We start from the raw sequence: 19,849 nt of genomic DNA on the forward strand, positions 1-19,849 counted from the left end.
GAATGGCTAGGTTTTCTTAATTATTTAATTTCAATCATTGATAGAAGTAACGATAGAACCGTAGATTTATAATTTCAAGAAAGTTGCAATATAAACCGATTTTCCTTATCCATCTTAATTTTATTATCTAGAACTAAGCTACTTATGATTTTCTACGAGTAGATACATCCATTGCTAAGGACTGCCTTTTCTATCTAATGGATTGTAAAATTTTCAGGCACCATAGGCGCAGTTACTTCTACTTACTTGTCCAGTAAATAAGCTGTTTTTATCTCTTTTTCATATTCCCTCCGTATATACCTTTGTTATCCAGTATGTTTAGCTTAGTTACATTTTCCTAACTTCACTTAAAAGGATCATTAAATGTCCCGAATAACTACTAAGTCGACAAGATATTCAATATTTGGAATATATTGATATATTCAGAAATACCAATTATAATATATGATAATAATGTTCCTTAAGGTTGTATCATCGCTATTAATTTTGCCTTTATTAAATAGAAAGGAGGGAAAATTTGGTGAAAAAAAATACAAGCCCTGATGCTCAACAATGTGAATACGAGTGGGCCAAAAAGTTTGTTGATGAAAATCAGTTGATTTTTCAAAACAAACTAATCCGATCATTTTTACTGAAGAAGAAAAATTGTTATCTTTTGGATCAGTCCATCCGTTACTCAACATCAGACACGAATAAGGCCTTGGATAAGGCATTCAAGGACCATCTTGCTGAGATAAGATTAATTAGTCAATTATCTAATGATTTGGGGAGGCATGCCATTCGTTATGATCAGAAATTTAACTTGTATAGAAAGTGGCAATCACTAATTTTAGACCAACCAGTTCAAATTGATGCGGCAAACACCACATCGAAAGTGGATCGTATTGCAGATGTTAATGCTACATCTGTTGATGAGGAAGCATTAGAAAATGATCAACATTTGGAAAGTAAAATTGAAAATCCTGTTCTTTATCATGCTATTCGTTCCCTCACACCAAGACAGAAGTATATTTTAGAAGCATCGTATCTTTTTAATATGACAGATACAGAAATAGCTACTAAAGAAGGTGTCTCCCAACAAACCATTTCAAAAACAAGAAAAAAAGCGTTAAGTAACCTCAAAAAACAACTATTAACCGAGGAGTGAAAATATGAATGAGATTTCTGTTCTTTCTGATGTTATTCAATTAATGGAAAATGTCGGATTCCCGGTAGTAGTAACTTTAATTTTATTAATCCGTTATGAATTTAGAATGGAACGTTTAGAAAAACTTTCAAAGAAGTTATCGGATACTATTAATGAATTAAGGAGGGATATTTCATGACTCGACTCATTGAATTAATGAAAAAGGTTCAAAAACATCATGATATCGAATCATTGGAAACTGTTCTTAATTTATTTGAGCCTAAAATTAGAGCCTCTTTAAAGCAAACTTCCCCTCAAGAACAAGACGACTTATATCAGGAACTTAAAATCAAAGTAATAGAGATAGTAAGAAAATATGACTACAGTAACACTTATGGTTTTTGGGAATTCACAGATAAACTAAAAGAACAAAACTCCTTGGAGTATACTGAATCAAAGTAACATCCTAAAAAACCGTATAAATTTTACTTTCTTTTAAGAAAAGGAATATACTACTATTCTTTTAATAAAAATTAATTTATTCATTTTTGACTATGCAGTACAGCTGTTTCCTTACTTTAGGAAACGGCTACATATTACTAGAGAAAACGAGTTTAAATCACCTTCGACTCCCTCCACTTCTTCAAGTGGGGGGAGAAAGCCACCTAATGCCTCTCTTTATTTTACTTGCTGTATTTGTATCTTAATGTTGTACAAGCACTCACTTATCACCTTCTACAAATTTCATCCCGTCAATAAAAATCTTGGGAAAATCACTCCAACTAAAAAAATCACCATAAGAAAAGGGAGAACCTTTTGTTCTCCCTTTTCTTGAACTTAGCTTTCCACTGCTTCGGTTGGCATTTGCAGCTGATAATTTTTTGCCATCTCCACGGCACTTACTGCTTCAAGATATCCCCATATATCATCAAGTGTTGGATGGGAACTCGTTTGTAGGATGCTCTTTATATCATTTGGACTGAGATTAGGATTGGCTTCCAGCATAAGAGCAATGATTCCGGCACAAATTGGCGTTGCCATAGAAGTACCGGACAATTGGATATAATTGTCATCGATAATCATCTCTGGTAATTGTGATTCAATTGCCGACCCTGGAGCTAACAAGGAGATAATATTTGTACCTGGTGCATAAATATCCGGCTTTATCAACGAATCAATTGTAGGACCTCTACTCGAATAATCTGCTATAAGATCATCTGTACGATCTAACGTGTTCAGATCATCAGCCGATCCAACCGTTATGATAAAAGGATTAATTGCCGGGGTACTAATCGTTGCTGCAGCAGGACCACTATTCCCAGCAGCAGTACATACAACAATTCCCTGATGCCACGCCTTTTGTGCAGCTAATGACAATGGATCATCCCTGAAAGATTCATAGGCAGGGGCTCCGAGCGAAAGGGAGATTATCCGTATATTATGCTCTTCTTTATGATCCATACACCATTCCAGACCTTCAATAATCGTTGATAGTCTACCACTGCCTTGTTCATCTAAAACCTTTAATCCAATGATAGAAGCTTCTAGTGCTGGACCAGTATACTTTCCATTGGAGAGATTTCCATTTCCAGCTGCATCACCAGCACAATGTGTTCCGTGCCCATTATCATCATACGGTTCAGTTTTCCCATTTATAAAATCATGAAAAGCTATAATTCTATTTGTTGGAGTTGTTAAGTCTTCATGTAGATGGATACCTGTATCGATTACTGCAATCGTAACGCCTTTTCCAGTTAAATTAAGCTGCTCTCGCACTTTGACAGCCCCTATTTGCTCAGAGGCAATATCTAGAAAGGAAGTTACTATCCGGTCGTAAAAAATCCGATCTACTGCTTCATGGTCTTTAATCTGTTTGATTGTATCAGGTGTTAAATGGCCCTTCACACCATTTATACTGTGTAGTTCTTTACTAAGTTTGTTATGGGAGTCAAAATTACATGCTTTTAGGAGATCGTCTTTTTTGTCTTGGTCACAAGTCTTTTTCAAATAAACGATAATGGGGATTTCAGTGTTGCTAGATACACTCGGGTTTACTTTTCTAGAATTCCGTAATTGTTCCACTAAGCCAGGGTCTAGTTTACCTTCAGTAGCTTCAAACCATACTTTTTTTCGATTACTCATTTTACTCCTCCTTTTATAATAATCTATCTCACTCAATAGACTATCAATTAAAAATAATTAAACAATCCAACAATATAACTATTTCAAGGGTGAACCAAAGTTTTTTGTGAACCCTTCTCTATACTGGGAAGGGATTAAATTTATAAAAAAACTAAATGAGAATGGAAGAAATTTTAAACGCCTATTACCACAGTTAGTGCGACAACGCTTTTAAAAGAAAGTGTATTAGTGGAAGTAGAAGCTAGAGGACACAAGGTTATTATAGATGAACAAGAGAATTAGGTGGTACAGAAAATGGGATGAATCCAGTAGAGCTACTACTTTCTTCTTTAGGTGCATGCCAGTCTATCGGTACTAGAACTTATGCTAAAAAATTTGAGATTAATATTCAAAACTTTTGGGTTGAATTAGAGGGTGATATTGATTTGGATGGATTCCTTGGCAAATCAGATGTACGGCCAAGTTTCTCTGATATTAGAAAGTTCCATATAGAAACAGATGCCTCTGAAGAGAAGGTCCAAAAATACAAGGAATTTATTGAAGCTCATTGCCCTGTTGGGGATACAATCGCAAATCAGTTTAATTTAGTCTCTTCAAAGGTAGTAGTTGAAAATCCTGATATATAGAATTTGAATAGATAGTTCTAAAAAAGTTCAGTCCTCTACCACTAATACGCTTAGCTCTATAGACGAATTATTTCATGATTAGAAAACTTATAAAAAGAAAAAAATCCGAACGAGTTCAAATTCTAATTAAAGAATTTGAACTCGTTCGGAAAGCATCTCACTATGAGCCCCATTAATCGAAGCAACAATACCGACGACATTATGTTGTACAAACGTCTCAATGTAATCTATTTCCTGTTCCAGATACTCATCTGTATTCCCAATTAATAAACTGTAACCTTTTTCTCGGAGATAGTCCTCTACTCCCCTAGACAATTGTGGGAAAAATGGGTTCGTTATGTCAGGAAGTATTAAACCAATTAATTTAGACTTTTTCTTGTAAAGCGATCTTGCTATTTCATTCGGTTTATAATTTAATTTCTGCATCGCATGCAATACTTTTTTTCTTGTATCCTCATGCGCATATCCGCTATTATTCAATACTCGAGATACCGTCGCAGCTGAAACTCCAGCCTTTTTTGCAACATCTCGAATCTTTGCCGACAAAATTCGATTGTGGGATTTATTTGGTGAATAACTCTTTTATTGCAAAAGGTGTCGCTCCTTGGATTTTATCGAATGTTAAAAGTTGATGGGGATAGGTAATTTCCACATTTGTTTTCCCTGCTTAGCTCAATATAGTAGAAGTCTACAACTGAGGCATTAACATTAAACTACCATCTGCTATAACAGGTGGTAGTTTATTAATGGAATTACATCTTGTCCTTTATTTAGACTACTTGATGAAATGCATGACTGTAAATTATTTGCTAACCTAAATGTGCACATGCTTGGCGCTTCTTAAAAATAGACCAAATGTTTGTTTAAGACATGGAATTATAGGGAACGCGGTGCCTGTCCCCTCGTCCCTCTCAAATGCGAGGCAGGGAACCAAATTCAAGATTTCTACTCTTACTCTTCTTAAAATAAGCTTCCAATTGCTCAATCATAGAATCCTTGTTTTCACTAAATTGTTTATGTCGATGGCCATTGCCTCCTGATGGATGAGGAAAACCATTAAGAATTGAATTGGATTCAATATAATTACTCTCAGCAAGGTAATTTAATACTTTGGATACATTAACCCCCAGCGGAATTATTAACGGATTATCCATTGATTTTAGCTCTGCTGCAAAGTAATTAATAACATATTTTTTGAGCAGTTCTGTTTTTAACATATTTGGAGTCGAACCACTGTAATTCTTCCCTCTATAGAAAACCGGATAAGGGAGTAATGATGTGGTTTGCACCAAGTTGCTCGCTGTAGAAAAAAGCTCATTTGTTGATAAAAGGCCTAAATGTTTATGTAATTGTAATTCATCCAACATCATAATAAGATTTTTTCTCATTGGACCTTGGAAACTTGAATTATTTTTTACTTCCCTTAGGATTTCTTCATTATCTGTTAATTGATCTTTAGCATTAATGACAGTTGAATAGGATTGTTTCATTTGAAAAAGTCCGGGGGTAATGCCAACAATCACTACTTTCGCTTGTTCATTAACATATTCAAAAGGTGCGTAATATATTTCCAGCGGTTTTTTCTCATCTTTCTCCAGTAAAAATGCCTCGCTTAACAATACATCATCCTCCAATGGAGTTGACAGCGAAAAAATTTGCTCTTTATACATATTGAATTTTGAATAGCCTGCAATACTCATTTATATATATCCTCCGTTACAGAATTATTGATTTTTCTATAAGACTAATCATACCATAACGCACAAGGGCTTAAGTGGTATCCAGCCTAACTATCCCAAACATCCCTATTGTAAATACGCAGCAGCCTTCATCCCAATAAAGTATGATTTTTAAACTAATTCAATAGTTTTTTTAGAATAAATCATACTTTTTGTCCATAAACACGAACAATTATAACCATAAATCGAATTAATGTTCATTTTCTATTGATTATCTATTATTTCTTTGTTATATTATCAAAGTATTAATTAATAAAATAGCATTACTCGTATATTCTCGGTAATATGGTCTGAGCGTCTCTACCTGGTTCCCAATAAAAAGAACCAGACTACGGGTTGAAGTATTAGGATGGTTGTTTTTCAATGAAAGCAATTCTCACCTAATGATAATTTAGCATCTGCTTTATTCGCATGCTTTGACTTTGTAGGTCTGGAAGGTAGAAAACATTCTACATATTCTTGACCTTTTTATTATGAGAAAAATGAGTGTATGAAACACCTGGGAGGAAAACAGAATGAAAGAAGCGGTTTTAAAAAGAAAGAATCGAAAAAAAGTACCTTTTACTGTATTCATTATTGGACTATTATTATTCGTGATGGCAGGATGCGGTTCTGCTGCTAAGTCTGAAAGTACATCAGGAGATAAACCGACAACAGCAGAGGAAATTTCACAACGACCTATAATTGTTCAAGGACCAATGCCAATAGAGGCTGAGGAATTTGCAGGAAGATTAGAAAATGTGAAAGAAGAAACATCCGGCAATTTTGTATTTTACATTGGAACTTTAGAGGATTATCCGGTTATTGTTACTAAAACCGGAAAGGGAATGGAAAACGCTGCAGCTGCTACAGCAATAGCTATAGAAAAATACAATCCAATTGCGATCATCAATCAAGGTACATCTGGTGGTCATGACCCTGATTTAAATGTATTTGATATCGTATTAGGTGAGAGAACAATTAATATTGGTGCATTAAAAACAGGTCAAAGAGAAAAAAATGAAGGAATTGCTCCAACAGAATGGATACCGATGGACTTAATGGCTTCAGAAGGAAGTGCTGGGGAAGATCCAAATGCTGAGAAAGCCCGTTACTACGAAGGTGACAAGGACCTGCTAGCTGCTGCCAATGCAGTTAAAGACACCTATACAAAAGGTAAAATTGTCGAAGGAACAATTGGTTCTGCCGATTTTTGGAATAATGAATTAGACCGTATCAATTGGTTCCATACTAACTTTGGTACATCTGTTGAAGAAATGGAAGGCGCGGCAGTAGCACAAATCGCTGAAGCCTATGATGTACCATTCCTCGGTATAAGAGTACTATCCAATAACAAAGTTAATGGCGGGGAATACAATCCAAATACAGCAGCAGCCAATCAAGAATATGTATATGAAGTAGTTAAGCAATACATATCTACTTTACCGAACGAAAAATAATTGAAATAATACTGCGAAAAAAACGAACAAATTCTATTTCTAGTTGTTAAACTGACCCCCTAAAGTTGGACAGTAAAAAAAAGTCTAACCTGGGGGTTTTATATTGGTAAGAATATATTCCCGCCATCAACTCACCCAGCTCCCGCTTCATCTCCTCCAAATCCAAAAATTCTTTCCTATCCTCCGCCCGATTTACTGAAGACAACTGTTCATGCTTCTGCTCCCTGAACCACTCCGGAACAACCTCATCCACACGAGTCCTCCCACGTGGAGAACTCCTCTTCTTCCGCCCCTGCTGATTTCGAAATGCCACCTCCTCAGCCATAGCATTTTCAACTGTCTTGAATCCCTTCTTTACCCAAGCCTGTAAAATGCTTTTAAAATAACTCCAACTAGGCTTATTGCGCTACAATGCACGTTTCATCGCCTCTATAACGAGGGATTCACCAATATCATCTACCCACTGCAACAGCGATTCTGCCACGTATGGGCTAACCAATCCAATATTTTCTTGATAAAACGAGATTGCATCTGCAGCCTCAGCTGTTTTGTCTTGTTTCTTTTTATTTTCATTTTGTTTATGTTTAATTAATGTGCCCGTATTGGAGTCTATTTGCTGGTTCACAGGCTGGTCTTGAAGTTGGTTCGAAGTATGGTTCTGTGGCTAGGTCTCGAGGTGGCCCATAGCTCGGCCCTTTCCACTAGTCTGGGGATTATCAGTTGCTTGCTCTAGCGCTTGTGCATTTATGTAACCCGTATGATAATCGTCATCGTTCGCCAACTGTACCATCCGGTAAAGTGGGCCTGATTATTCGGCCTGGATTTATAATCAATATATCCCTTCTCCGTAAGTTCTGTCCGTGCACGTTTGAAGGAGCTCTCCTTTAATCCAGATTTCAATCGTAATACGGTTGCAGCAACCGTGAATTGCTCCACCCATCTTGCCTAGTTATTCATGTGCATCAGCATATGCCACAGTGTAAAGGAAGCTTTGCAGAAAAGTGTTGATTCCATTGAAGATGAAAAAGAAACCTTCATAGTTCAAATTGATCAATTAGAAAACGAAAAGACGGCATTGCAAAAGGAAGTAGACGAGCTAGAAAAAACTGCTAGCATTGCCGCTACAACAACAACTACGCAAAGTGAGGCAGCAAAGGTTAGTAGTAATAGTACAAGTTCTAGTAGTGCCCCAGATACTTCTCAAAGCACTGGAGAGTGTGATATCAAGGGTAGTGTTAATGGAATTTATCATGTTCCGGGAAGTAGGTATTATAATCAGACGAAGAATGTTGTTCAGTGGTTCTGTTCTACTGGTGAGACCGAGGGGGCAGGGTATAGGGCGCCAAAGTAGGATAAAGAGTGTTTACTAGATAATAAAGTGATAGTTATTCGTTCGAGGAGGAGTGACTATCACTTGTTGTATATCAATTAAGCAACAGCGCATGACATGGAGGGATAGGAATGAACTATGTCCGAAATCCATATGATTCAATGAGGACGAGGTGCCTGTCCCTGTGGTCCTTTTTGGGTGGAAAAAATGATTTTCTTTTGGTTTAAGATATGGACAGAGCGACGGTTCTCTGTCCTAAATTATTCCCCATTGGTAGTGGAGACGAGGTGCCTGTCCCTGTGGTTCTTTCAGAGTTTAGGCTGCCAAACTGACATTTAAAAGACTTTCCCATAAGTACTTTTTCAAAAACAAATCTTTAAATATCTCTATTTAAAAGGAGTTTGCTGTTCTTTTTATCAGGATAAAGTTTATTAACGACTACTTCAGATGGCATCAATGGATGTTCTCGAATAATCTTAGTATTACTTTCTATTTTATTATCTAGTGATTTACCTATTAACCATTCACTTATATCGTTTTCGCTAGATTTTGTTATCTCGGTTGAATCAAATGCTTTTATTTTCTGTTGCAGTTCTTTGTTCTGAGATAGGCTGCTATATATGTTATTTGTGTATTCTATGTCGTCCTCAGCTACATAGATTTCCTGAACCCCTTCCAGATACACCGAAATCAGGATATCCTTCATTAAATCATCGAATGGATGTAATATTTCCGGATGGAATCGTTGTAAAATAATGATATTCTTCGGATCAATATGTTTGATTTCTTTTTTGATAAGCTGTTCCATTTCAGGATTCGTTCCAATTACAAATAACATTTTCTTCATTTCGTTAATTTCCAAAATAATCACCTCTAAATCTAATTGTTTTGACGTTTATAAGCTCCATTTGATAAAAACATCAAGTCAGGATAATTTGCTTTGTAAATCTTCTTTCAGTTTAAATACCATTACTCGTTCTCCTGTCTTTGTGCTTATATCAGTATAGAAACTTAACACTTCTATTCCTGTATGTGTGAATACAATTTCTTTTATTTGGTCTATACCGGATTCCACCAAACTATTTCGGTACTCTTTCACGGACAATAATTTCGTATTATCATCACATAGTGAATACTCTGCTTCGGTTAAAATCCCTTGTAATGACACAATTATCATGTCTCTTAAAATATCCGTTTTAACAGCAATGGACCCACGCCCAAGGAAAGTTTTTTCCCATTGTGTTAACGATTTACTGATTTCTGCTTCTATTGACCCTTTTGAGTTATTCATCCTATTTCCCTACTCTCTAATGTCTTCCTAGTTCCGCATTTATTCATTTGATAATTCCTACGTAAATTACATGATTAAAGTTTACCCCGAATTAACTTGCTGTAAGACCCTTAACGAAAAAAGTTCGAGAAAAGTTAAGATTTGTAAGTGGAGATCAACAGCAAGTCAAAATCCCGATTCTGTTCAACTAACATTCAGTGGGGGATGAAGAACCCCCTACTGAATGAAGTTTCACTTTATGACCAGCTCTCCCAGTTTCCATCTGGATCAATAGATGCAAGCCTAATCCAGCCATTTTGAACTTTTTGCTGGAATTCGGGAGTTTGATCCAACAATCTTTTGATATATTCTTTTGGTGCTTGAATAACCACTAATAAACGCAAGGGTTCGTGGTAGATCTCTGTATCGGACCACATCACAGACTGCCAAGGCAGTCCGGTTAAAAGATCACTGCTGTTTCCCTGCATGACTCCAATACCAGCTGTTACGGTTTGAGTCGTTTTATTTCCACTGCCATAATAATCAGGTGCCACCGTAGAAGCATAATACTGCAGGTTGATCCATTGGCAAACCGTTGCTGGCCCTTTGATAATATTAGTTAGTATATCCCCTCTACTGTCTTTTTCCCAATTATAATTTTGAAGAAAAACTCTTCCCTCTAGATTGGTTCCTTTTGTAAGTTCACGTTTCCCAATAATAAACGCAGCATTACGGGCCAATCCCCATTCTGGTCGAACCTCACTCCAATCTTCACTGCGACGCATCGCTTCGTCCCTTGGGGTGGAATGCGAATCGATGCTTGGTAATTTAGGAATTCGTTTCGCATTTGCCTTCTCGCTAACTTTTGGCAAAATAGTTTGGATCTGATCAAAAGCTTTTTTCGCATGATTCGAAAGCTCTGGAACGTAAAGCCAGCGTATTTCATCAAGTGAAGTAATGTGCTCCGCTGCTGCAAACACCGTATCTTCTGGAATCGAAATACCATCTTTTCTTAAGTTTTGCCTTACCATTGGAAGATTACATAACGTTGCCAATACCCGAGCATTGAATCCGCTTGAAGCACCACCACAAGCGCCACAGTCCAGTGATGATGCATATGGATTATTAATACTATGACTTCCATGGCCACAAATTACCACCAATGGGGCAAAGCGCTCTGTAAGTCCCATTGTTTCCAAGGCTGTACGCACATAGTACACTTTCTCCTCATCAGTAAATCCAATGGGCAGCTCATCACCGGAGTGGTGTTCATGATCTAGTGTGAACTCGGTCTCAGGTTTACTTAACCCTTTTTCTCTCAAACGTTGCAGGGCATAGCCAGTACGTCGTGGCAAAAAACTGCGTGCTAATGTTTGCAGCGTAAGCCATGGACCACTAATTTCTGGGAGCATTAAGCTGGATAGCAAATTATGCTTCATCACTTGAAAGGTGGAGTTTGACAATCCAGCAGCTTGTTTCCGCCTAAGATACGGATTTAATTCGGACTCTGGTAGTGTTTCTTTTACCTTTAATTTTGGCTGATTCATTACAGGCAAAGAGTTATGGCTGTGGTTACTGCCAAGTTTACAGGTTTCCATTGGCAATCCAAAAAATCCCGCCGTCCCAAATGTTTCAAAAGCACCTGCTTTTTCAAGCTCATTCCTGAAAGGCTCAGAACGTACATCAAGACAAAATGCCAATTGTGCTATCGTATCAGCTTCGTTATTTTGTCCTTCCTGATTTGTTATAACCTTCTCTTTTAAATTCGTTTCATACGTTTTCTCCCAGGCTTCAAGCCAAATCTTATGTTGGACAATCTCATCAAACCGATAAGCGAGTGTTAACCGCGCTTTTTGTTCAGTAAACGAAATCTGTGACCATTCGTTTAATGGCATATCCCCCCAATCGGCCCATGATACAAGGAGTGTTTCAAGTAGTGCTTCATTCTCCTCATTTGGTAAAGGAAGGGATGGCTTGATTAAAATACATTCCATTGTTATTCGGACGGCCAGATATTGCATAAGCAACGATTTATGATTTTTTGCTTTTTGGGAATGCCAAAGCATCATGCCTGCCCATCCTGGTAAAGCAAGTAAATGTGCTTCCAGATAGCCTTTTATATCCGAGTTAGGAACTTCTAGTATTTCCAATGCTTGCACCAACGCTTGATCCGCCTCTTTAGGCAACCCTTTCAGCTTTTTACGAATAGAACGATTCAAGGCGGGATCTTTTGGTACAAGTTTTCTCCATGCTTGATAGAAGCCTTCTTCACGAAGAGGCATGGACCACACTGCTTGTGACTCATCTAAGAACAACTTACACCACTTGATCATATGACGGTCCAGTTCATCCGCTATCCTACTGTCGCCTAACTTTTCTAAGACTTGAGAATAGGCACGAACTGAATGGTTGCTGGCAATCTGTGGTAACCAGTTGCTCAGTCTTTTACTCAAGGTTTTCCATTCCGTTCTATTTAAAGCTTTCGAAGGCTTCTTTTCTTGTAAAAGAAGGGACCAGCAGTATCGCTCTTGAACATCCTGTGGAATATCAAGAGATTGGCCATGAAGCCATTGCCCAAGAATTTCCCCAAGGAAGTTTAAATTAATCTCACCTTGGTTCCGGGCTGTATGTATCATGGAATCACTTGGCATAATATTGATATTAGATAAATCCTTCAGGAAACGAGCTGTCTTTTCAAACGATTGGTTTTCCAGCCCGTCCCAAGGATTTCGTGCGGCAAACGTATGGATTGGACCATATGGAGCAATCACTTTACTCGCTGATTCAACCACTTTATTTATATCAAACTTAATACTTTCATAGACCTGTGCGTTCATTTCAAGTGTACTCTTCAACTGAATGGACCCCCTTTAGATAGAAAACGCGTCAAATAGTTAGGATGATTTTCCACCATTTTGTCGTTCGGTTCACCTAATCGTACGAGCCATAGATACATTATGGCGTATCCTTTTGACGTACGATGATGAGCGAACCACATACCGATTACACTGCCAGCTAATAATACCAACAGAAGCAAAATACTCCATGGAGTGATTGGTTGGGTAGTTAGATGAATGACTCCTCCTAATAAATCACCGAACGTTTTATGGATGATAATGAATAGGAATGCTGTAACCATGAATACGGATATACCGACAATGCGTCCAACGTGGCCATTTCTATAACTAACGAGTTGATTCCAAGCTAATGTCAGGGACCAGCCTAAAATAACGGCACTTATTAAGTGATATCCTCCTTCTGGAGAGGTTAGCCAATAGCCAATTCCTGCCAGTACACCTAAAACAACACCCATCAATAACCCGCTAACATTCAGTTTCTCTTTTCGAAAGGCTGGTTCGTGATAAGAAATGGCACTCCCGGCCTTTAAGAATAAAGTAGATTTGAAAAAACCATGTAATACAGCATGTGTAATCGCGGCTGAATAAGCACCTAATGCACATTGAATCAGCATAAATCCCATTTGCGCAATCGTTGAACCAACTAGCTGTCTTTTATAATCAACCTGAACGAGCATTATTCCTGTTCCTATTAGGACAGAAATACTAGAAAGGATCAATAAAATTACCTGTGCAACATTTCCATCAAACAATGGTGCGAAAAGTGTTAATAAAATCCCACCAGCATTCACGATTCCAGCATGCATCACAGCGGAAATTGGAGTTGGTGTTACAACTGAATTTAACAACCAGCGCTGGAATGGCCACTGGGCTGCCGGAATGATTACCGATGCAATTAAAAGCAGGTTGATCCCAAGTTTTTCCCATGAAGCTAGTTGGGAAAGATTGCCTTCCGTTAGTGCAATGGATAACTGCCAGGTACCAGTAGCCTGTGTTACCCAGAGGATTGCCACAAATAAGAAAAGCCAGCTAAGTGCTAATACACGTCCACTTAATCGTGCAGCTTTTCTAGTAACCTCCCAATCTCGGTTCAGTTTAATAAGTATTGTCAATCCCAAAAGTGTCATACCCCAAAAGGCAAGCAATAAACGTAAATCATTACTAATCCAGGCAAGCGAATCTGCAATTGTTGTTAGGGTAAGCAACATAAAATACAGTCGATACCTGCGATCACCAAGTAAATAATTTATCGAATATCGCTGGACAATGAGACCAATTGTCAGAACAAAGAATACTATAAGCCAAGATAGTCCATCAAAACGCCAAGGTCCTAAAATCACTCCCTCATTGTTTATAAAAAGCCCAATGAAAGCAATTATTGGTGGTAAAGCAAGAATACCTATATGAAATTTTATATATTTTAAAGGAACCTTTGGGTGCAACAGGAATATGGCACTAATGATAGCAAGTAATAATGATATAAAAAATGCAATCTGATGTATTGGAAAATCTAATAAGTCTAGCATTTTATTGTCCTCCGTTAATATAGTTTCAATAGGATAAACAAAAAAAGCCGACAATTTTAGCATACATAGTTTAAAAAACCATATATGGTGTAAAATTGTCGGCTTACTTTTAACTAACCTATATCCAAGTTTTTAAAAGTCTACCTATATAAAATTGAATGTAATATTTTTACATATTAAATAAAACCATTAATCTAGTAAACTTTCTTTTTCATTTAACCAAGTATTCGGTTGGCCTTACGCTAAAGAAATGTTATAAATAAAATAATACCCATTTTCTTTCATTCTGTCAATAATTGGTTCGGTGCCAGTGACAACTTTACTGCAACGAAAACATTGGAAGGTTCGTAGCAATTATATAAGGCTTCAAAGAGTTCTGGATCAGTAAAAAGTGAAGCTAAAGCATCAAGTACAGCATCAATCAGTGACATTGAGGAAGTTACATTATATTATATTTATAAACTGGTCGAAGCTATTAATGCAAATGATTACGAGATTGTCCGTCCATATATTAAGGATGGAAGTGCACTAAATGATATGCAAGAAGAACTCGTTGATCGATTAAATGAATGTGGAATGACACAAAAGGTAATTGACGCCTCCATATTCAACATAGAAGAAAAAGATAATCAATGGATCGTAACAACGAATGAAACTATCAAGCTAATTTATAAAAGCGGCGAAGAAGAAACAAAGGGTTATTCTTGGGATTACACAGTCGAGCAAAGCGAAGATGGTACTGTTCTAGTAGATATGGAATAAGGAAAGTGAATAATCGTGACCATCCGTCAGAGTGGGTGGTCACGATTTTTGTATCCGTTATACTCGATTACTTCCGGAAATTCCCGTTAAATCTTCGTATTATACTGATCCAGGGGTACTCGAAGCAAGGTCACTGGATTAAATAGTATTGAATATTTATATGTTTTATAATGCTCACGAAAGTTACAGTTTGTGGAACTTTATGAGATTTCAAGAATGAAGATATTGTTTGAAAAGCAGGGGGAATTGGACCCATAGTATTCCTTCTTACTTATATTTGGCAAGATAACAGAAGGTTTATTAAATATCAGTTACGTTACAATTTAACCCATTTGTTGATTTACTGAATTCAGAGTATTAGCTGATTTTGATGGTAGAATATCACTATTACCTTGATTAATTGGACTACTAATTTCATATCTGTTACTGTAGGCCTATCTGTACTCTGTTCCAACTATAAATCAATTTAATTCAAACCATCTTTCAAATTTAGAGTTCCACACCCTTTTAAATAGTGTCTATTTGTTCATTGTGGTCGTCGTATATTCTTCCACATCCACTCATGTAAAATCTGATTCACATTCCACATAAACAAACCACACCCCGAATTGTTAATCCCCCTAACAATTGAAGGTGCAGTTCCCTAAACTCTATTTCTACATTATTACCCTACCACGGCAACAGCTTTCTTAACGCATTCTCAACATCTTTATTTACAGCCACTTCTCCACCAAAGATGGATAGGCTATCAGCTTTTTGTTTCTTAATATAGTTTGATAGTGTAGCTGGAACTTGGTTATGAACGAGTAAGATTGTACTGTCATCCTTCGCTGCAAGTACTGCTCCAGTCAATGCATCCGCATAGTTTTTACCTGTTGCTACATACAAGTGCTTGCTTGCTACTCCGAAATATTCAGAGATTGCAATATTTGTGTCATAGCGGCTGTGACCACTTAATCGAGTAGTTTTCGGAAGCTGTTTTTCAACATTCTTCGATACTGCAACTTCTCCACCAACTACAATTGTTTCCTTTGCACCAAGCTGTTTGATTTTAGCTTTGGTTGCATCTGGAAGCTTATTCGATTGTGTTAATAGAATTGGCAGACCATTCTTCGCAGCATGTGATGCTACCGACAATGCATCTGGGAAATCCATTCCATTTGCTACTACTACTTTACTAGTGCCCTTAGGTGCTACTTCAGCAGCAATTAATGCAGCTGTATCGAATCGTGAATGCCCAGAAATCCGTCGTACGTTAAGCCCAGATTTTTCCAGCGCATTTGAAACATTCTTACTTACAGCTACCTCTCCACCTAAAATCACGATATTTTTAGCACCGAGCCTCTTAATCTCTGTGAGTGTATTATCCCAGAGTTTATTACCAGGTGTCATTAGAATTGGAGCTTCTAACTTATGCGCAAGTGGTACACCTGCTAATGCATCGGCAAAATTATCTCCACGTGTGACAATTACCGTATTTGCAGATGTCCAGCCCCGCTCGCTAATTTCGATTGCTGTGTCATATCTGGAATACCCAGATATACGATCTAGCTGTGCTTGAACAACTACTTTCGTCACTTGACTCACATTTCCCGCTTTATCTGTCGCTGTTACAACTATTTCCATACCTGCTGTTTGCTTGGCAATTTTTATTTCAAATGTGCCATCCGCTTTTGCAGTCGCAGTTCCAATTTCTTTCCCGGATACTTTCGCTATAACTGTTGAACCGGATTCTGCTTTCCCTGTTAGTACCGTTGATTGATCAGTTACCACATCAACTACTGGGGCTTTTGGTACTGTTTTATCCGCTACAACCACTTTCGCCGCCTGACTCACATTTCCTGCTTTATCTGTCGCTGTTACTGTTATTTCATTTTTACCATTTTTAAGTGTGATTGATTTTGAATAATGTCCATTTGATACAGTTGCTGCCTGACCATTTACTTTAACAGAATCGAGATGATCGTCTGAAACAATTCCTCCAATCGTCACTGTTTCCTTATTCGTTTCAAAACCATCTTGAGGATTGTCGATTGTTAATACAGGTGCATGTGTATCCAATGTAATGTTAACTGGTGCTGAGTTAATTTTGTTTGATACTGCTTTAATTTCATTTTGTCCTTCTTTTAGCTTCGTTGGAATAGAAAAATTACCATTTCCATCAGCCATCGCAGTCTCAGCCTTTACACCATTATTCATTAATTGAACGGTTGCTCCAGCACTTGTCTTTCCCTTAACTGTTATATCTGCCTTATTTGTTAATAGTCCATCTGCTGGAGAAGTAATAACGGATGGTGCTTCTGATTCATAATCGATACGTACACGAATCATTGCATTTCCTTCTTCAATCGGAGTCGATACGAAATCTCCTCCTAAGTAATCATACGTTCTTCCCCAATTATAGCCATTGTCATCTATTGCTAATCCAGGCGCATTTTCAAAAGGCGATGTTTGCACATATACCATATAAAAATCGCCGTCTACTTTAATATTCTGATCCCGTAAATCAACAACTGTCCATTCAGCTGAACTTCTTTTTGCTGTTGCGTTGATTGGACCAGCAAGCTTTTTACCTGGGAATCCATTTGGACCTGTCGCATCCCATACTTCCACCGCAAATGCTGTACCACCTGGGTATGGCCAGTAGGAGTCATAGAATTGGAAAACACCTTCTGTTATAATTGCCGAATCTTTACCCGGTGCCAATGACATTTTCACTGCCCAGCCGTTTCCTGCATCATAGAATGCACGAGCATCTTCAATTGTTCCATCATCATAACCGATTTCTCCACCTGGTACAGTGTAAACTGGCTCAAGCTCAACATTTAATTCTCTATTTCCTTTAATTGAAACTTTTATCTCCTGATCATGGAATCCAGGTGCCATTACTTTTAATGTGTATGTGCCATCATATCCAGTAAGGCTATATTTACCATTGGCATCCGTTTGAATTGGTTCGACGTTTGCATCTTCCACAAGTAGAAGGGTTGCACCTTCTATTGCTTCATCCGTTCTCTGGTTTGTTACTTTTCCAGAAACCGTTCCCTTTGGATTCTCTGCTAATGCGAAATTTGCCTTAACCGTTTGATTCTTTTCAATTGTTACTGATTGTGCTTTCGATTGATATCCATAAGCCTCTGCCATAACAGTATATTTTCCTGGTTTATGTGGCAAAGAATAGGTTCCATCAGCTGGATTCGTATTTACAGAACTGCCAGTTTCAACGACGTTAATCGTTGCACTTAAAGGTTGAGCGTTATTGCCTTCTTTTGTTACTTTTCCTTCAATTTTGCTATAATTTACAGCCACTTTAGAAACTGCTTCAAATGCGTTAATTAGTCCGTATCCAAATCCATTATTTGGTGAATTCGGATATACTGCATTTGTTAATGGTGTTGCTGTATCCTTGATAGCCTGTTCAATTTCATCAACGCTTAGCCTATTATCAGCGGATAATATTAACGCTACGACACCCGATACGGCAGGACCTGCCATCGATGTCCCATTCCATCCGCTTTCATATCTCCCGCCAGGTACAGATGATCTAATATTTACTCCTGGGGCCGATATATCTGGTTTGATTTCATCATATGGTGCGGGGCCAGTTGATGAAAAGGATGCTAAATTATTATTGTAGTCAACTGCTCCGGTTGCAAATGATTCCGGATAGTTTGCAGGTACAGCAATCGTTCCAGGTCCTTCATTACCAGCTGAGAACTCTGGAAAAATCCCTGCTGCTCTCCATGCAATAACAGCTTCCCGGTACCACTCATTAAATCCTGCACTGCCGCTCCATGAATTATTCACAATGTCTGGAGCCTTACTTACATCCCCTCCTGGAGCCAATACCCACTCGGCAGCCCGTAAAGCTTCTGTTGAAGACCCTGAACCATTAACATTCAGCATTTTCACACCAATCCACTGTGCACCAGGTGCTACTCCAATCTTGTTCGATCCGTCTGGCTCACTGCCTAGAATTGTTCCAGTCACATGTGTTCCATGTTGGTTATCGTCATATGGTACAGACCTGCCTGCAGTTGCATCATACCAGCTGTATCTGTGGTCAACATCTCCTGTTTCTGGATTGTATCCGCGATATTTTCCTTTTAATGCTGGATGATTCCAGTCAACACCAGAATCAAGAACAGCAACAACGACACCTGAACCATCAATTCCCATATTCCAAACATCTGGGGCACCAACGTGTGACACATTCTGTTCAACCCCATCGCTATTCGCAATTGAAGCTACCGACTCTACTTTATCAACGGAATTCAATTGAATGCGTTCATTCGGTAAGATTGCTTCAACTTCTTCAAAGCTTGCTACTTTTTCTGCAACCTCTTTCGTCGCTAAAACTGCTATCCCATTTACAATATGAAAAGATTGAATATCTTCCGCATTCCCTTTTTCAACTTCCTGTTCAAGATATTCATTTACATTCTGCTGCGATTTCTGTGCAGTTGCTTTTAATTCAGAAATGACGGCAGAACGCTGTGCATATTCCTGTTTAAATGCAGATAAACTTGCTTTTTTTGCACTTTCTTTTGCTTCTTTGGCAACCTTTTGTGCGTCTGCCTTTTCCTTAAATTTAATGATAAAGGATACTTTATTATTATCCTCGAATACACTTGCTAACTGCTTACTTACTTTTGCTTCTACTACCTCTTTGTTATCATTTAACGAAGAATATAATTCACTGGTTGATTGTGATTGTGCGTGTACCAAACCAGGTGTGATTAATGAAAATATCATTAAAAATGATAACAAGATACTATATGTACGTATACTCCATTGTTTAAGCTTTGCTTTACTCAACTTTATTCCCCCTGCTCTTATTTGTTGTAAACTTCAATAAAAACTAAATCCCCCGTTCATGTGAATCATGTAATTTTTTGGCAATCATGATTATGTACCTCGAATTCTAACTCTATCGAATACAAAAAGAATTGATAGAGTTACTGAATAACTTGAAGTAATCTTTTTAACCTTATTGGATTTTTATAAAAAATTACAATAATATCATACTAT

16 protein-coding genes, 2 pseudogenes and 1 riboswitch are annotated in these 19,849 nt (G+C 37.7%); of the genes and pseudogenes, 7 read left to right on the forward strand and 11 right to left on the reverse strand.

Going from position 1 to position 19,849, the window contains the following annotated elements:
• Positions 1 to 520: 520 nt before the first annotated feature.
• Genes CWR48_RS03085 through CWR48_RS03095 form a run of 3 tightly spaced genes read left to right on the forward strand, consistent with a single transcriptional unit; the run spans position 521 to position 1,588 of the window.
• On the forward strand, positions 521 to 1,147 hold the full coding sequence (locus CWR48_RS03085; protein ID WP_170140678.1) for a sigma-70 family RNA polymerase sigma factor: 627 nt from the start codon (positions 521 to 523) through the stop codon (positions 1,145 to 1,147).
• 4 nt (positions 1,148 to 1,151) lie between these two features.
• Positions 1,152 to 1,325: a YvrJ family protein gene (locus tag CWR48_RS03090; RefSeq protein WP_115771572.1), complete on the forward strand. Its 174-nt coding sequence runs from the start codon at positions 1,152 to 1,154 to the stop codon at positions 1,323 to 1,325.
• The gene (locus tag CWR48_RS03095; RefSeq protein WP_115771573.1) at positions 1,322 to 1,588 is read left to right on the forward strand and encodes a helix-turn-helix domain-containing protein; all 267 of its coding nucleotides are present in this window, start codon (positions 1,322 to 1,324) and stop codon (positions 1,586 to 1,588) included. Before CWR48_RS03090 ends, CWR48_RS03095 begins: the two co-directional genes overlap by 4 nt.
• Positions 1,589 to 1,963: 375 nt before the next feature.
• On the opposite strand, the gene CWR48_RS03100 is transcribed toward CWR48_RS03095, so the two are convergent.
• The gene (locus CWR48_RS03100; RefSeq protein ID WP_115771574.1) at positions 1,964 to 3,268 is read right to left on the reverse strand and encodes a S8 family serine peptidase; all 1,305 of its coding nucleotides are present in this window, start codon (positions 3,266 to 3,268) and stop codon (positions 1,964 to 1,966) included.
• Between the two features lie 299 nt (positions 3,269 to 3,567).
• Here CWR48_RS03100 and CWR48_RS03105 point away from each other — a divergent pair, with 299 nt between their 5' ends.
• Positions 3,568 to 3,894, forward strand: a complete 327-nt coding sequence (locus CWR48_RS03105) for an OsmC family protein (RefSeq protein ID WP_115771575.1) — start codon at positions 3,568 to 3,570, stop codon at positions 3,892 to 3,894.
• A 171-nt stretch (positions 3,895 to 4,065) separates the two neighbouring features.
• Here CWR48_RS03105 and CWR48_RS03110 read toward each other — a convergent pair.
• Positions 4,066 to 4,440, reverse strand: a pseudogene (locus CWR48_RS03110) (LacI family DNA-binding transcriptional regulator); the annotation flags it as partial.
• A 365-nt stretch (positions 4,441 to 4,805) separates the two neighbouring features.
• The gene (locus tag CWR48_RS03115; protein WP_115771577.1) at positions 4,806 to 5,594 is read right to left on the reverse strand and encodes a uracil-DNA glycosylase family protein; all 789 of its coding nucleotides are present in this window, start codon (positions 5,592 to 5,594) and stop codon (positions 4,806 to 4,808) included.
• Positions 5,595 to 5,880: 286 nt separating this feature from the next.
• A riboswitch (purine riboswitch) is annotated at positions 5,881 to 5,985 on the forward strand.
• Positions 5,986 to 6,148: 163 nt separating this feature from the next.
• Between CWR48_RS03115 and CWR48_RS03120 the strand changes: the two genes are divergently transcribed.
• On the forward strand, positions 6,149 to 7,072 hold the full coding sequence (locus CWR48_RS03120) for a 5'-methylthioadenosine/S-adenosylhomocysteine nucleosidase (RefSeq protein WP_425453864.1): 924 nt from the start codon (positions 6,149 to 6,151) through the stop codon (positions 7,070 to 7,072).
• 46 nt (positions 7,073 to 7,118) lie between these two features.
• On the opposite strand, the gene CWR48_RS20695 is transcribed toward CWR48_RS03120, so the two are convergent.
• The 3 genes and pseudogenes from CWR48_RS20695 to CWR48_RS20195 form a co-directional block, all read right to left on the reverse strand.
• A complete protein-coding gene (locus CWR48_RS20695; protein WP_245976696.1) occupies positions 7,119 to 7,325 on the reverse strand; it encodes a hypothetical protein in 207 nt (68 codons plus the stop codon).
• A gap of 75 nt (positions 7,326 to 7,400) precedes the next feature.
• Positions 7,401 to 7,697: pseudogene (locus CWR48_RS03130) on the reverse strand (DnaD domain-containing protein); the annotation flags it as partial.
• Positions 7,698 to 7,816: 119 nt separating this feature from the next.
• Positions 7,817 to 8,008 (reverse strand): hypothetical protein, encoded by a 192-nt coding sequence (locus CWR48_RS20195; protein WP_147294856.1) that lies wholly within the window; start codon positions 8,006 to 8,008, stop codon positions 7,817 to 7,819.
• A 55-nt stretch (positions 8,009 to 8,063) separates the two neighbouring features.
• Between CWR48_RS20195 and CWR48_RS21145 the strand changes: the two genes are divergently transcribed.
• Positions 8,064 to 8,423: a sunset domain-containing protein gene (locus tag CWR48_RS21145; RefSeq protein WP_115771580.1), complete on the forward strand. Its 360-nt coding sequence runs from the start codon at positions 8,064 to 8,066 to the stop codon at positions 8,421 to 8,423.
• A gap of 355 nt (positions 8,424 to 8,778) precedes the next feature.
• On the opposite strand, the gene CWR48_RS03140 is transcribed toward CWR48_RS21145, so the two are convergent.
• The 4 genes from CWR48_RS03140 to CWR48_RS03155 all read right to left on the reverse strand — a co-directional run bounded on the left by CWR48_RS03140 (position 8,779) and on the right by CWR48_RS03155 (position 14,056).
• Positions 8,779 to 9,249, reverse strand: a complete 471-nt coding sequence (locus CWR48_RS03140) for a carbonic anhydrase (RefSeq protein WP_147294857.1) — start codon at positions 9,247 to 9,249, stop codon at positions 8,779 to 8,781.
• 78 nt (positions 9,250 to 9,327) lie between these two features.
• Positions 9,328 to 9,693: a Na-translocating system protein MpsC family protein gene (locus CWR48_RS03145; RefSeq protein WP_115771582.1), complete on the reverse strand. Its 366-nt coding sequence runs from the start codon at positions 9,691 to 9,693 to the stop codon at positions 9,328 to 9,330.
• Between the two features lie 236 nt (positions 9,694 to 9,929).
• Positions 9,930 to 12,509, reverse strand: a complete 2,580-nt coding sequence (locus CWR48_RS03150) for a DUF2309 domain-containing protein (RefSeq protein WP_115771671.1) — start codon at positions 12,507 to 12,509, stop codon at positions 9,930 to 9,932.
• A 14-nt stretch (positions 12,510 to 12,523) separates the two neighbouring features.
• On the reverse strand, positions 12,524 to 14,056 hold the full coding sequence (locus CWR48_RS03155; protein ID WP_115771583.1) for an NADH dehydrogenase subunit 5: 1,533 nt from the start codon (positions 14,054 to 14,056) through the stop codon (positions 12,524 to 12,526).
• Between the two features lie 429 nt (positions 14,057 to 14,485).
• On the opposite strand from CWR48_RS03155, the gene CWR48_RS03160 reads away from it, so the two are divergent.
• The gene (locus CWR48_RS03160) at positions 14,486 to 14,818 is read left to right on the forward strand and encodes a TcaA NTF2-like domain-containing protein (RefSeq protein WP_425453867.1); all 333 of its coding nucleotides are present in this window, start codon (positions 14,486 to 14,488) and stop codon (positions 14,816 to 14,818) included.
• 669 nt (positions 14,819 to 15,487) lie between these two features.
• Here the strand turns inward: CWR48_RS03160 and CWR48_RS03165 are convergent.
• Positions 15,488 to 19,573 (reverse strand): S8 family serine peptidase, encoded by a 4,086-nt coding sequence (locus tag CWR48_RS03165; protein ID WP_425453868.1) that lies wholly within the window; start codon positions 19,571 to 19,573, stop codon positions 15,488 to 15,490.
• Between the last annotated feature and the right edge of the window lie 276 nt (positions 19,574 to 19,849).

Source organism: Oceanobacillus arenosus (assembly GCF_003369575.1).
Lineage (GTDB): Bacteria > Bacillota > Bacilli > Bacillales > Amphibacillaceae > Oceanobacillus > Oceanobacillus arenosus.